14 protein-coding genes and 1 riboswitch are annotated in these 13,083 nt (G+C 38.6%); of the genes, 1 reads left to right on the top strand and 13 read right to left on the bottom strand.

The genetic code is table 11. From position 1 onward, the window contains the following. The 11 genes from Q0376_RS04825 to Q0376_RS04775 all read right to left on the bottom strand — a co-directional run. Positions 1–899, bottom strand: an 899-nt coding sequence (locus Q0376_RS04825) for a transcription antitermination factor NusB (RefSeq protein ID WP_298704745.1), incomplete at its 3' end; no start/stop codon positions are given. Further along, on the bottom strand, positions 892–1,650 hold the full coding sequence (locus tag Q0376_RS04820; protein WP_298704743.1) for a DUF116 domain-containing protein: 759 nt from the start codon (positions 1,648–1,650) through the stop codon (positions 892–894). The genes Q0376_RS04825 and Q0376_RS04820, both read right to left, overlap by 8 nt. After that, complete coding sequence (gene fmt, locus Q0376_RS04815; protein ID WP_298704741.1) at positions 1,643–2,590, bottom strand: methionyl-tRNA formyltransferase; 948 nt, start codon at positions 2,588–2,590, stop codon at positions 1,643–1,645. The genes Q0376_RS04820 and fmt overlap by 8 nt, the downstream gene beginning before the upstream one ends. Before the next feature lie 8 nt (positions 2,591–2,598). Further along, positions 2,599–3,135 (bottom strand): peptide deformylase, encoded by a 537-nt coding sequence (def, locus tag Q0376_RS04810; protein ID WP_298704739.1) that lies wholly within the window; start codon positions 3,133–3,135, stop codon positions 2,599–2,601. An 8-nt stretch (positions 3,136–3,143) separates the two neighbouring features. Next, positions 3,144–5,324 carry a primosomal protein N' gene (gene priA / locus Q0376_RS04805; protein ID WP_298704736.1) on the bottom strand — a complete coding sequence of 727 codons (2,181 nt, stop codon included), beginning with the start codon at positions 5,322–5,324 and terminating at the stop codon, positions 3,144–3,146. A 102-nt stretch (positions 5,325–5,426) separates the two neighbouring features. Next, positions 5,427–6,617 (bottom strand): methionine adenosyltransferase, encoded by a 1,191-nt coding sequence (gene metK / locus Q0376_RS04800; protein WP_298704747.1) that lies wholly within the window; start codon positions 6,615–6,617, stop codon positions 5,427–5,429. 51 nt (positions 6,618–6,668) lie between these two features. Beyond that, a riboswitch (SAM riboswitch) is annotated at positions 6,669–6,767 on the bottom strand. Positions 6,768–6,823: 56 nt separating this feature from the next. Next, entirely contained in the window at positions 6,824–8,005 is a 1,182-nt protein-coding gene (gene coaBC, locus Q0376_RS04795) for a bifunctional phosphopantothenoylcysteine decarboxylase/phosphopantothenate--cysteine ligase CoaBC (RefSeq protein WP_298704733.1), read from the bottom strand. 64 nt (positions 8,006–8,069) lie between these two features. Next, positions 8,070–8,282, bottom strand: a complete 213-nt coding sequence (gene rpoZ / locus Q0376_RS04790; RefSeq protein WP_298704731.1) for a DNA-directed RNA polymerase subunit omega — start codon at positions 8,280–8,282, stop codon at positions 8,070–8,072. Positions 8,283–8,286: 4 nt separating this feature from the next. Continuing rightward, the gene (gene gmk / locus Q0376_RS04785; protein ID WP_298704729.1) at positions 8,287–8,913 is read right to left on the bottom strand and encodes a guanylate kinase; all 627 of its coding nucleotides are present in this window, start codon (positions 8,911–8,913) and stop codon (positions 8,287–8,289) included. 8 nt (positions 8,914–8,921) lie between these two features. Then, entirely contained in the window at positions 8,922–9,185 is a 264-nt protein-coding gene (remA, locus tag Q0376_RS04780; RefSeq protein ID WP_298704727.1) for an extracellular matrix/biofilm regulator RemA, read from the bottom strand. Positions 9,186–9,263: 78 nt separating this feature from the next. Next, entirely contained in the window at positions 9,264–10,136 is an 873-nt protein-coding gene (locus tag Q0376_RS04775) for a YicC/YloC family endoribonuclease (protein ID WP_298704726.1), read from the bottom strand. A 130-nt stretch (positions 10,137–10,266) separates the two neighbouring features. Between Q0376_RS04775 and Q0376_RS04770 the strand changes: the two genes are divergently transcribed. Beyond that, entirely contained in the window at positions 10,267–12,003 is a 1,737-nt protein-coding gene (locus tag Q0376_RS04770; protein ID WP_298704724.1) for an NFACT family protein, read from the top strand. 148 nt (positions 12,004–12,151) lie between these two features. On the opposite strand, the gene Q0376_RS04765 is transcribed toward Q0376_RS04770, so the two are convergent. Then, positions 12,152–12,604, bottom strand: a complete 453-nt coding sequence (locus Q0376_RS04765) for an ATPase (protein ID WP_298704722.1) — start codon at positions 12,602–12,604, stop codon at positions 12,152–12,154. Positions 12,605–12,628: 24 nt separating this feature from the next. Then, on the bottom strand, positions 12,629–13,083 hold a 455-nt coding region (gene coaD, locus Q0376_RS04760), incomplete at its 5' end, for a pantetheine-phosphate adenylyltransferase (RefSeq protein WP_298704720.1).

Here is a 13,083-nt window from a genome sequence, read left to right as displayed (position 1 = left end):
GGAGCTATTACATAGGCTACCATCATAGACGCCAAATCAGCAAAGGTAATAAGTCCTTCTTTGAACCAAGTCGATTCATCAATAGGTCCCATATGACGATCAATATAAATAGCAGAATCTAATTTGTCACTCACTTCCACAACCCAATTATGACGCTTCATATCGTCCACTACAGCTTCTACCGATGTTTTTAGCATATTTACGCGAGCCGTTAAGCGCGGCGACATATTAAACCATTGAGCGAGACCTAAGGTTTGCTCTTCTCCATACTCAGCAAGCCAACGCTCTAATAGCCAAGTAGGTTGATTGTAAATGAAAGCCAAACGTTCTGTTTCTGATTGAGCAAGCTCATCAATCGTATAGGCCTCAGAATTGCGCAAATAATTGCGTAGTACTCCATTTATAAATCCTTCAAGTCCGCGTGTCATTTTCTTTGCCAACTTAACAGACTCATTGACTGCTGCACTTTCTGGCACTTTATCTAAATAAATAATCTGATATAAGCCTAGGCGTAAAATCTGATGTCCTAAAGGGGATAACTTCTTTAATGGCCGCTTTGTTAAGGCAACAATAATGGCGTCTAAATAGTTCTTACGGCGCACTACGCCATATACAAGTTCTGTTAAAAAACGACGGTCCACATCAGACAATGTATTTTGGCTGATATATTGTTGCAGTACAAGATTGGCATAGGCTTTATTGCGTTCAATTTCTACTAAAGCTTGTACGGCAAGACGACGCACATTAGGCTTTGTATTAGATGTACTGTTGCCATTGGTAACACCATGGGTTGGCTTTGTCTTATTTTGTTGTTTTGAACCATGAGTCTTACCATTAGTTTTATTTTTTATATTTGATTTAGGTTTGTGACTCTTTGATAGGTGTTCCTTATTATCCATTAATTAACTTCTCCACAGCTTCTTTAATTCGATCCGTATCAACTCTTGTATTGCAGCAGGGACCGCAAGGTCGTTCGTTTAATACACCAATAACGGGAATGGGAAATACATCATTCATACCACTCACTAAGTCCCGTTCGCAAGCAATAGCTACAATGGCTTTTGGCTTTACTTTTTTTATCATAAGACGTGCTAAGGTACCGCCGGTCACTACTAGAAAATGGCAGCCATAGGTATCAGCAATATCAAGCAAAGTGCCCACTTGACAACGTCCACAGCGCTTACAATTATGCACATCAGTAGTTACTTTGTGAACACAATCACTTTGTTGTAAACAGTGAGGTGTCAATAAGAGCACGCGATCGGCCGGTACTTTATAAAGTTTTAATTCTACTAGATAGTTAATTAAATCGATTAATGCTTGACTCACGCGCTCTTTACTAATTCCAAAGAGGCGACCTACTAATAAAACTAAGGGAAAAAAGCTATACAACCAGCGATTACTTAGGCGTAAAAGAATAAAATGCACTTTTACATGTTTCGATGTAGCAAAAAGCATGAGCCCCCACATAAACCAGCAAAGCAGTGGAAACAAAGCTAATGCCACTTCGCCTAAGTACGCTATGGATAGACCAAAGCGCAATAAACCAGGCCATAATAAATAACCGAGTAAGATGGCTAATACAGTGATTACAGCAAAAACCAGTCCTGTTAATTTAAAGTATAGAGGATATTTTCCTAGCTTATTCATTAAATGAAAGCCCTACCTTTACTTGATGTCCACGACAAAAATCTCCAGCTAACATGCGTTTTTTATTTTCTGGTTGCACCTCTAAAATTTCTAATGCACCCTCACCTGTACGTACTACAAAACTAGTATCTAACACAGCTACTACCGTACCAATATCGCCCGTAGTACTTAAGGCGCCTTCATAAGGACGAGCGAGCCAAATTTTAAGGCGCTTTCCATTAATATAGGTATAACAGCCTGGTGCTGGATTAAGACCTCTCGTCTTATTGCTTAATGTTTTTGCATCTAGGTTCCAATCAATACGTCCCATATCTTTAGTGATCTTAGTTGTATAAGTGGCGTCTTCATCATTTTGAGGAGTGGGTGTAATAGAGCCATTTACTACGCCTTCAATAACTGCATTGATGCGGTGGCCGCCTAAGAGCGCTAATCGATCAAACAACTGTCCACTTGTCTCTAATGGCTCAATCGGTGTTTTAGTTACTTCGAGCATAGCTCCCGTATCTAGACCATCATCCATTTGCATAATAGTAACACCTGTTTCGGTATCACCATTTAATACGGCAAATTGAATAGGCGCTGCCCCACGGTACTTAGGTAATAATGAGGCATGTACATTCATACAACCATACCGCGGATAGGCAATAAGCCAAGGTGGCAAAATTTTACCATAAGCAACGACCACAACTAAATCAGGGTGCAATTCTTCAATGAGAGCTTGTGCCGCCTCATCTCGTAATGTAACTGGTTGAAAAACATCAATATGATGAGCAAGAGCCACTTCTTTAACAGGACACATTTGAATTTTCTGTCCCCGTCCTTTTTGTTTATCTGGCTGACAAAAAACACCTACAACAGTATGAGGTCCATCTAATAAAGCCTGTAAGGTAGGAACTGCGAAATCAGGTGTTCCCATAAAAACGATACGCAATGACTTCATATGTCCTCCTATATACCAATATTAGTAGATTCGGCTTTAGCCACTTCGGCTACCGCTTGTTCCATTTCTTCTAATTGGTTCTTTTCTTCTTTTTTTGCTTCGTATGCCGTTTCCACTTTTTCAATGAATAAAATACCATCTAAGTGATCAATTTCATGTTGAATAATGCGGGCTAAGAAACCAGACGCTTTAATTTTTTTCTTTTTATTATTGCGATCAATAAATTGAACTTCGATTGTTTGATAACGTTTTACATCACCAAAATATCCGGGCACACTTAAACAGCCTTCAAGCCCCAATTGGCAACCTTCCCCCTTGGTAATAACAGGGTTGATAAACTCGCGAAGACCTTCCCCATCATCTACTACGATAATGCGTTTTGACACATTAACTTGCGGCGCTGCTAAACCTACACCATCGGATGTATACATAGTAACAGCCATATCATCTAATAATTGTCGAATTTTCTTATTTACAAATTCTACTGGCTCCGCTACTTGTTTAAGTACAGGAGCACCCACTTTTATAACATCTAAAACAGCCATGAAACCTCCTAAACAGGATCTACATCAATATGTAGTCCTTCTTGACTAAAAATCCAAGAATTATATATATGTTCTTTAATATCTTTTAATTCTGTACCGCGAATCATAATAGAAATGCGATATAAATCGCGCACTTTTCGAATGCCCTCATCATAAGGGCCCAACACTTCTACCATATCGTCTACTTCAAAAGCTTGAAGCTCTTGGGCAATCTTATTGGCAATGAGTAAGCCTTTCTGATAGTTTTCATGTTGAATGCGCAAATGAATCATATGACCAAAGGGAGGATATTGTAAGGCTTGGCGCGCTTCAATTTCCTCTTTATAAAATCCTACATAATCATGATTCTTACTCTTTATTATAGCATAATGTAAGGGATTGTAGGTCTGAATTACAACTCGTCCTTTGCCTGTGGCGCGACCGGCCCGACCAGCCACCTGGGTGAGCAAGTCGAAAGTTCGTTCTGACGCACTATATAAGGGAATATTCAATATAGAATCAGCCGTTAGTACACCTACCGCAGTAACACCTTTGAAGTCATGCCCTTTAGCCACCATTTGAGTGCCCAATAGTATATCGTATTCACCAGCAGCAAAGCGAGTTAATACTTCTTCACCCTGTCCTTTTTTTGCTGTTATATCTTGATCCAATCGAGCAATACGGGCTTTAGGAAAATTGCGACGCAATTCCTCTTCTACTTTCTGTGTGCCAGAGCCGAAAAATTTAATTTTTTTGCTTTTGCAATGAGGGCATATAGTAGGAACTTCTTCATGATGCTCACAATAGTGGCAGCGCAATTCTTCACCTGCTTGGTGATATACCATAGCAATATCACAATGAGGACATTTGATAGGTTCACCACAGTCGCGACACATAATGAATGTGCTATAGCCACGACGGTTCAAGAGAATGATCATTTGCTCGCTTTGTTCTAACGTCGTTTTAATGAGCTCAAATAAGGCGCTGGAAAAAACCGAGTAATTACCATATATAAGCTCTTCCTTCATATCTACAATCTGAACTTTGGGAAGTGGTTGATGAAATATACGATGCGGTAGTTCTACTAAACTATAAGCACCCTCTAAGGCTTTATAATAGGATGTAACAGCTGGCGTAGCAGACCCTAAAATGAGGGGACAATTATGTGCTTGCGCACGCCATAACGCCACTTCCTTAGCATGATAGCGCACCATATCCTCTTGTTTATATGAATTATCATGTTCTTCATCCACTACAATGAGCCCTATATTGTCGGTTGGTGCAAAGATAGCAGACCGAGCTCCAATAATTATATGGCTATCTTTACGGCGCAAGCGCTCCCAATTATTATAACGTTGACTTAAAGTCAGCTTACTGTGAAAGACCACCACTTCATCGCCAAAGGCTTCGACAAAGCGTGTAACAATTTGATTGGTGAGCATAATTTCAGGTACTAAAATAATGGCTATTTTATCTTGCTCCACACATTCCTTCGTAGCTTTCATGTACAATTGCGTCTTACCACTACCGGTTACACCATGCATGAGAAAGGTCTCAAAACGAGCCTCCTCAAGTGCTTTATGAATAGGCGCATAGGCTTGCGCCTGCTCCTCTGTTAAAGGTAAATCCTCAATCCGTTGGGACTGAAACAGTGTTTTAGTGGGGCGATATCGCTCTTCTACAGAAATGCCTGGAAATTCCATGAGCTGCTTAATTACAGGTAAAGAAAAACCATCTTTTTTTAAGCGGTCCACTGATGCGGCCTGTACATCTTGTAAGTAAAAAGCTAGTTCACGTTGTTTTTTACGCCGTGGTGGCACCGTTTCCGGATTGAGCCAAGGTTCCGCAATAAGCCATTGCTCCTTAGGACGTTCATAGCCTTTTAAAATCTTTTTATCAATAGTAAATAAACTCAATGCTTCTGATAAGGCGCAAAGATAATAGGTACTCAATTTTTTCGCCGTTGCAAGCATCTCTGATGTAAACCAAGGTGTTGTATCCAGTACGGCTTGAATGGGACGCAAACGATAGGTTGGCATCTCCGCTAATTCAGTGTAGCCTATAATAATACCTTCTTCACGAGTAGAGCCTAAGGGCACGAGAACCCTGGAACCAACTGGTATATGGCCTAAGTATTCTGGCACTATATAGCTAAAGGGTGTATTCATTTTTTTAGCTGGTCGATTAATGATAATCTCTGCTACACGCACTGGTCTACCTCCTTACTTTTACCCTTTATTATATCATTTTTGGGATGTATAAAAAAAGACAGGATATAGTAAATAATTACTACATCCTGTATCTTTCTTATATTATAAACCTGATTCTAAACGAAGTGTTGTTGCCTTATCAGTGTGTTCCCAAGGAAGGTCCACATCGGTACGACCAAAATGTCCATACGCAGCAGTTTGATGGTAAATAGGGCGCAATAAATCAAGCATTTCAATAATGCCTGCAGGACGAAGATCGAAATGTTTCTTCACAAGTTCGATAATGCGTTCTTCAGCGATTTTGTTAGTGCCAAATGTTTCCACCATAATAGATACTGGTGTAGCTACACCGATGGCATAGGCAATTTGGATTTCGCATTTATCAGCTAAGCCAGCGGCTACAATGTTTTTTGCTACATAGCGCGCTGCATAAGCCGCACTGCGGTCAACCTTTGTAGGATCCTTACCAGAGAAAGCACCGCCGCCATGACGAGCCATACCACCATAAGTATCTACAATGATTTTACGGCCTGTTAAGCCTGCATCGCCTTGTGGACCACCGATAACAAATCGACCAGTTGGATTGATGAAGAATTTAGTATTTTCATCTACAAAGCCTTCTGGAAGAACCGGTTCAATTACGTATTTCTTAAGGTCTGCTTCGATTTGTTCGCGAGTTACTTCAGGACCATGTTGTGTAGAAATAACAATTGTTTCAATACGCTTTGGCACACCATCAACATATTCTACAGTTACTTGCGTTTTACCATCTGGACGAAGGTAATCTAAAGTACCATCTTTTCTTACTTTTGTAAGCTGACGAGATAAGCGATGTGCTAATGCGATTGGCATTGGCATATATTCTTCAGTTTCATTAGTTGCGTAACCAAACATCATACCTTGGTCACCAGCACCAATTTTATCAAATTTATCATTGCCGCCTTCACGAGTTTCAAGGGCATCATCTACGCCCATAGCAATATCGGAGGATTGTTCGTCAATTGCTACATTGACACCGCAAGTATCGCAGTCAAAACCGTATTTTGCGCGTGTGTAACCGATTTCACGAATAGTATCACGTACAATGTGTGGAATATCCACATAGCATTTGGTAGAAATTTCCCCAACAACGTGAACTTGACCTGTAGTCACTAATGTTTCGCAAGCTACATGAGCGGTTGGGTCTTTTGCTAAAATTGCATCAAGCACTGCATCAGAAATTTGGTCAGCAATTTTATCTGGATGACCTTCTGTTACGGATTCTGATGTGAAAAAAACATGTTTTTCAGACATATTATCCATTACCTCCATAAAAAAATTCCTCATCAATCGATGAGGAATAAAACCCCATCTTTCGGCAATAACCGTCGGACTTAGCACCTTTTCATTTGAATGGTTGCTGTAGCTTCACAGGGCCTTTCCCTCCACTACTCTTGATGAGAATAAAATCATATGTAACTAGTGTGATTAATAATCACTTCTAATATTATACTATAGTATTAAAGTTCTGCCAAGGCTAAAATTATTCTCTTAGCTACATCACTTTTTGTCATAAGTGGCAAATCAACCACTTGTCCACCGGGATAAATAAAGCTTACTTTATTCGTATCTACATTAAATCCGGCATTAGTTTTACTTACATCATTGGCTACAAGCATATCAAGATTTTTGTTAGCCACTTTCAATTTACCATTAGCAATAACATCCTGTGTCTCAGCGGCAAAGCCAATTAATTTCTGATGACTCTTATGTTCTCCCAAGCCTTTTAAAATATCAGGATTTTTAACTAATTGGAGCTCCATAGTATCCATTTTTTTGATTTTTTCTGGTGCCACTTGAGCCACTCTAAAATCAGCTACAGCAGCGGCCATAATAACAGCATCAGCGGCAGTATATAAATCATTTACAGCTTGCTCCATATGACGTGCAGAGTCGACTTTAACTAATTCTACCCCATGAGGTGTGGGTAGATTCGTAGGAGCAGATACTAAAATTGTATTAGCTCCATGTAGCGCCGCTTGTTCAGCTATGGCATAGCCCATTTTACCACTGGACCGATTGCCAATATAGCGGACTGGGTCCATAGCTTCTTGGGTGCCACCAGCTGTTACAATGACCGTTTTACCAGCCAGTAAATCAGTTTTATTCAGCTCAAAATTAAGCCATTTTACGATGGTTTCAGGTTCTGGCAAACGGCCAATACCACTAGTTCCACAAGCTAATTGGCCACTAGCAGCTGGCAATATATGATAGCCTAAGTCTTCTAAAGTTTTAAAATTTCGCTGTGTAATAGGATTTTCATACATATTAGTATTCATTGCCGGGCAAATGTAAATAGGCGCTTTAGTAGCTAACAACTGTGTAGATAGCATGTCATCGGCTATACCAGCCGCCATTTTAGCAATAATATTAGCTGTAGCTGGTACTACTACATAGGCATCAGCCCAAGTGGCCAACGAAATATGTTCTACATTCCAGTCGTGAATATTTTCGAACATTTCGACCGCCACAGGATAACCACTGATTTCCCCAAAGGTCATGGGTGCCACAAATTTTGTAGCATTGCGGGTCATTACAACTTTTACTTCGGCCCCTAATTTTCTAAGACGACTCACTACCTCCACTGCTTTGTAGGCTGCAATACCGCCACTTACACCGACAATAATATGTTTGTTTTTCATGGTTCACCTATACCCATATTTTGAATTTGTTTATTATGTGTTAAAAGAAAGCTCACTACAAGTCTTATTTAATACCGTCTTTGGTGCGTGCAAAGCCAATTTTATTCTCTGCAATTTCATGAAGTGCCACGGACACAGGTTTATCTGTATCTAAACCACTTACTAATGGCGCGTCACCATCAGTCAATTCACGAGCACGTTTAGCTGCTAAAGTAACTAAAGTATATTTGCTATCAACAAAAGGTTCTAATTCTTTTAATAAAGGTTTTACCATCATAATTCTACACCTCATTATTCCTATACCGATTATAAATATATTGGATTTTCTCTTTATTGCGCTTAATGCGACAGGTTTCAGCTCGTAAAATCGATGCTACTTTTTCTACGGCTTCATTTAATTCATCATTTACCACAATGTAGTCATAGCGATGAGCTAACGCGAGCTCTGAACTTGCTTTAGATAAGCGTTTATTAATGACATCTGTTGCATCCGTACCGCGATCGCGTAGGCGCGTAGATAAAATATCTAAGGACGGTGGCACGATGTAAATAAATACGGCCTCACTAAAGCGCTCTTTAACTTGCATAGCGCCTTGAATGTCAATCTCTAATATAACGCTTTTCCCCTCGCTAAGTAAATTCATTACATGTTGCTTTGGGGTGCCATAATAATTGTCATATACTTTGGCATACTCTAAAAAAGCATCGTCTTCTATGAGTCTTTGAAACTCTTCTTTAGTGCGGAAGAAGTAACTAATTCCTTCTTCTTCACCTACTCGAGGCTCTCGCGTCGTCATAGAGACAGAGTAAACTAAATTAGGCATTTCTTTTCGCAAAGCTGCACAAATGGTCCCTTTTCCGGCTCCTGATGGACCAGATAATACTATTAAAATACCTCTATCCGACATGATTCCTCCTACACTTCCGTTTCATTAGGTGTGGATTGAACAATACGATGAGCTACAGTCTCTGGCTGAATAGCAGATAATACAATTTGCCCACTATCCATTACAAGTACGGCTCTCGTTTTTCTGCCATAGGTTGCATCAATTAACACACTCTTTTCGCGAGCATCTTGAATTAAGCGCTTAATTGGAGCTGATTCTGGACTAATAATAGCAATAAGTCTAGTTGCGGACACCATGTTGCCAAATCCAATGTTCAAAAGCTTTGTACTCATATTTTAATTACTCCTTACTACTTTACCTAATGCTAGGTTTCTTTAATACTACGTAAAGGTTTAAGCCGGCTAGGCCAACTATTCAAGATTTTGTATTTGCTCTCTAACTTTTTCTAATTCGCACTTTAATAGAACTACCCGATCTATTACTTCTAAATCAGATCCCTTAGATCCCATTGTATTGACTTCTCGATTCATTTCTTGAATTAAAAAGTCTAATTTTCGACCTACTGGTTTAGTCTCTAATAGTGTGTCCTTTAATTGTACCACATGTGACCCAAAACGTACAATTTCTTCTGTAATATCTGTTTTATCTGCCAAAATGGCCACTTCTTCTAGAATCCTATCTGAATCAGCAGGTATAGCGTGTTTTTCTAACAAGGCTTCAATTTTACTGTGCAGACGTTCTTCGTAGCGCTTAAGCAAACCATCCTTATTGGCTCTTATGGCAGTTAATAATTCTTCCATATATACTAAGCGCTGTTCAATATCTGCTTTTAAAAGCGCTCCTTCCGTTGCTCTCATATGGAGCAAGCCATCTATAGCTTGTGCCAATGCGTCTTGCGCTACCAGACCCACACTAGAATTATCAGCGGGAATTTCACTAACCGTAATCCAGTCTTTTGAAATACTCATTACATCTCCTAATCGTATCCCTTCAGTCGACGAATAGAAGCCTTCTTTCACTAGAACCTGACGAATTTGGTCAACCAAGGTATGATTGATAGTAATTGCTTTCTCCCGCTCCCGATTGTCTTTCAATGTAATGTAAACTTCTACCTTACCTCGATTTAGTTTTTCTTTAATGAACTGTTTTAAAGAACTTTCAAATTCATTAAGGAGAGACGGCATATTTAAATATATATCTAAATACCGAGAGTTAACACTTTTAACTTCTACTTGAATCTCCACATCACCATTGGTAGCGCGGCCGCGACCAAATCCTGTCATACTATACCACCTGATTTATAATAAAGTAATTAATTTTTCTTCTTTCTTTTTATTCTAACATGTTCCTTTCATAGGGTAAAGGAAGCAAATATGTTATACTAAATAGAGTTGTATAAAAAGGAGTATAAAAATGAACTTAGATGGTCTAACCCTGTCTGTTTTGACCCGTGAACTAAGTAATGAATTAGTAAATGGTCAAATTCAGCGATTAATACAAATAGATAAAACCTCCTTAGTATTTAAAATTAATACTGTAGAAGGTAATAAAAATTTAATGATTACCGTGGGCAATACACCGGCTTGCTATATAAGTGAAGATCTAACTGATCTGCCTAAAGAGCCCAGTGCCCTATGCATGTTCTTACGTAAACATATTGAATCAGCGCGCATCACAGCGATTGAGCAATTACATGGAGATCGAATTCTATTAATTACAGTTGATAAACTAGCTTTAGACGGATCCTTGGTAACCACCAAAATTTACGTAGAGCTCATGGGCAAATATTCGAATTGTATATTTGTACAACATGATGTGATTTTAGAATCTTTAATTCATGTTACACCTTTAATGAATCGGGAACGTTCCATCGCTCCTAAGCTAAACTATGAACTGCCCCCTAATAGCAATCGCATGGGCATTTTTGAGGTGTCCCCTAAAGAAGCTCATGATATGCTTAAAAATTTTGCCCAAGACACAGTAGCGAGCACAATTCGGCATATTTTTAATGGCATCGGGCCGGTGCTATTAAAAGAGCTTTGCTTTAGAGCACAGGTAAAAGAGAAAGATGTATGGAACACCCTATCAAAGGAAGCCCTATATCAGCTCAGTCAAGCCATAGTTGATTTAGCAGCACAGATTAAAAAATCAACACAATTATTGGTGTATGAGCAAAGTAATGGAAAGCGCCTAAATAGCCCTATTCCTTTAACCTATATTGATGATTCCGTAGTTTTACTTACTACTTACACCACCCTATCTAAGCCCCTAGAGGCTGATGTAATGAAACAGGGTGGCATACATACAGCTACGAAAGATTTGGAACGCATCATTAGTCAAGCTATTAAAAAGGAAGAACTGCGCCATAGTAAGATACAAGAGGAACTTAATGCTAGCCAAGAAGCTGACAAGTTTAAAATGTATGGTGATTTATTGATGATTAATTCCTATATGGATGTACATTATGAAAAGGAAGTCACGCTCTCAAATGTCTTACTCGATCCTCCTGAAGAAGTAACAATAGCACTCCAACCGGAATTAACTCTCGTGGAAAATGCGCAGCAATATTATAAACAATATACACGCCTTAAAAATCGTGTAATCAGTGGGAAATACCAATTAGAAGAAAGTACTAAGAAAATTGAGTATTATAATTCCATTCTCTATAGCTTAGAGTTGGCTCAGACTAAGGAAGATGTGCAGGAAATATATTCTGAATTTGAGGCCATTGGTTTAATAAGAAAATCTAAAAAACCGCTATCCTATAAAGTGGGGAAAGAAAATTTTCTTCGCTTTGAACTTCAAGGGGGCACAGTATTTATTGGGCGCAATAACAAGCAAAATGAATACTTAACCCATCGCTTCGCCAAGTCCACAGATATATGGTTTCATACATTACAAATTCAAGGCAGTCATGTTATCCTACGCCCTGATGGAGAGCCTAATGATGATTTACTCACTAAAGTGGCTCAATTTGCAGCTTACTATAGCAAAGCTAGTCATAGCACCAAGGTGCCTGTTGATTATACATATATAAAATATATTAAAAAGCCACCAGCTTCTCCCCTTGGCTTTGTTATTTATACTCATCAACAAACTGTTATTGTTGATCCTAAATCACCGCTAGCTAGTGATTTACTTATTAAGTAATACCTTAGCATTTAATTAATATACTAGTGTAAAACGGTTAGCTTAATTTCATTAACCTAGTTTTATAATACAAGAGGCGTCCACCTAAGCCATTTTAAATAATGACCTAGGCGGGCGCCTTTTTAGTGTTACAATTTATGAAATTGTATTATTCACGATTTGTTTGTTTTAAACTTTCACGATTTACGCGCAAGCTTTCCAAGGTTTTTTCTAAGTTATTTTCTACATAACGCAATACATCGGATGCATATTGTAAAGAGCTATCCTTCAATTCATCGGAAGATTGGTTAGCTGCATTGATAATTTGATTTGCTTGGGCTTGTGCTTGTTTTACTAATTCACTTTCATCAGTTAGTTTGCTGATATATTCTTTTGCCTGTGCAATAAGTGTATCAGCTTGACGCTGTGCATCAGCCAAAATTTTATCTCGTTCAGCAATAATTCGACGAGACTCTTCCATTTCTAATGGCAATGACTCATTAATAGCGTCCAAAATACTCATAATTTCTTCTTCTTCAATGACCAATTTGTTGGTCATAGGAATGCGACTAGCCGATTCAATTGCATTTTCCAAGTCTTCTAAAAGTTTTTCAGTTCTCATTCTCGCCACTCCTATTAACTATTACTAAACTTTTCTAAATTTTGCTTCTAATGCATGTTTAACTTTTTCTGATACTAAGCCATCAAGATTACCGTGGAATTTGGCAAGCTCTCGAATTCCTGTAGAGCTTACATAAGAGTATTTATTATTGGTCATAATAAATACAGTTTCAATCTCATCATCTAAGAATTTAGAGAATAAAGCTCGTTGGAACTCATATTCAAAATCACTTAAGGCTCTGAGACCGCGAATAATCATGAAGCTATTTTTAGATTTGGCATAATCAATTAAGAGCCCTGAAGCACAATCTACCTCTACATTAGGTAAATGTCTAACAGATTCTTCAATTAATTCTACACGTTCCTCTTGAGTAAATAAACTATTTTTATTAGGATTATCAAGAACGGCTACAATTAGTTTGTCTACTAATTTGCTAGCTCTTTCAAATATATCTACATGCCCATTCGTTACGGGATCAA

This window comes from uncultured Veillonella sp. (assembly GCF_937981445.1).
Lineage (GTDB): Bacteria > Bacillota > Negativicutes > Veillonellales > Veillonellaceae > Veillonella_A.
Note: the sequence above shows the minus strand (reverse complement) of the source record. Positions and strands in the feature narration are given on the sequence as shown.

Coding starts and splice junctions, on each gene's coding strand:
- Q0376_RS04820 (WP_298704743.1), bottom strand. CDS start 1,650: ATGAATAAGCTAGGAAAATATCCTCTATACTTTAAATTAACAGGACTG.
- fmt (WP_298704741.1), bottom strand. CDS start 2,590: ATGAAGTCATTGCGTATCGTTTTTATGGGAACACCTGATTTCGCAGTT.
- def (WP_298704739.1), bottom strand. CDS start 3,135: ATGGCTGTTTTAGATGTTATAAAAGTGGGTGCTCCTGTACTTAAACAA.
- metK (WP_298704747.1), bottom strand. CDS start 6,617: ATGTCTGAAAAACATGTTTTTTTCACATCAGAATCCGTAACAGAAGGT.
- coaBC (WP_298704733.1), bottom strand. CDS start 8,005: ATGAAAAACAAACATATTATTGTCGGTGTAAGTGGCGGTATTGCAGCC.
- rpoZ (WP_298704731.1), bottom strand. CDS start 8,282: ATGATGGTAAAACCTTTATTAAAAGAATTAGAACCTTTTGTTGATAGC.
- gmk (WP_298704729.1), bottom strand. CDS start 8,913: ATGTCGGATAGAGGTATTTTAATAGTATTATCTGGTCCATCAGGAGCC.
- remA (WP_298704727.1), bottom strand. CDS start 9,185: ATGAGTACAAAGCTTTTGAACATTGGATTTGGCAACATGGTGTCCGCA.
- Q0376_RS04775 (WP_298704726.1), bottom strand. CDS start 10,136: ATGACAGGATTTGGTCGCGGCCGCGCTACCAATGGTGATGTGGAGATT.
- Q0376_RS04770 (WP_298704724.1), top strand. CDS start 10,267: ATGAACTTAGATGGTCTAACCCTGTCTGTTTTGACCCGTGAACTAAGT.
- Q0376_RS04765 (WP_298704722.1), bottom strand. CDS start 12,604: ATGAGAACTGAAAAACTTTTAGAAGACTTGGAAAATGCAATTGAATCG.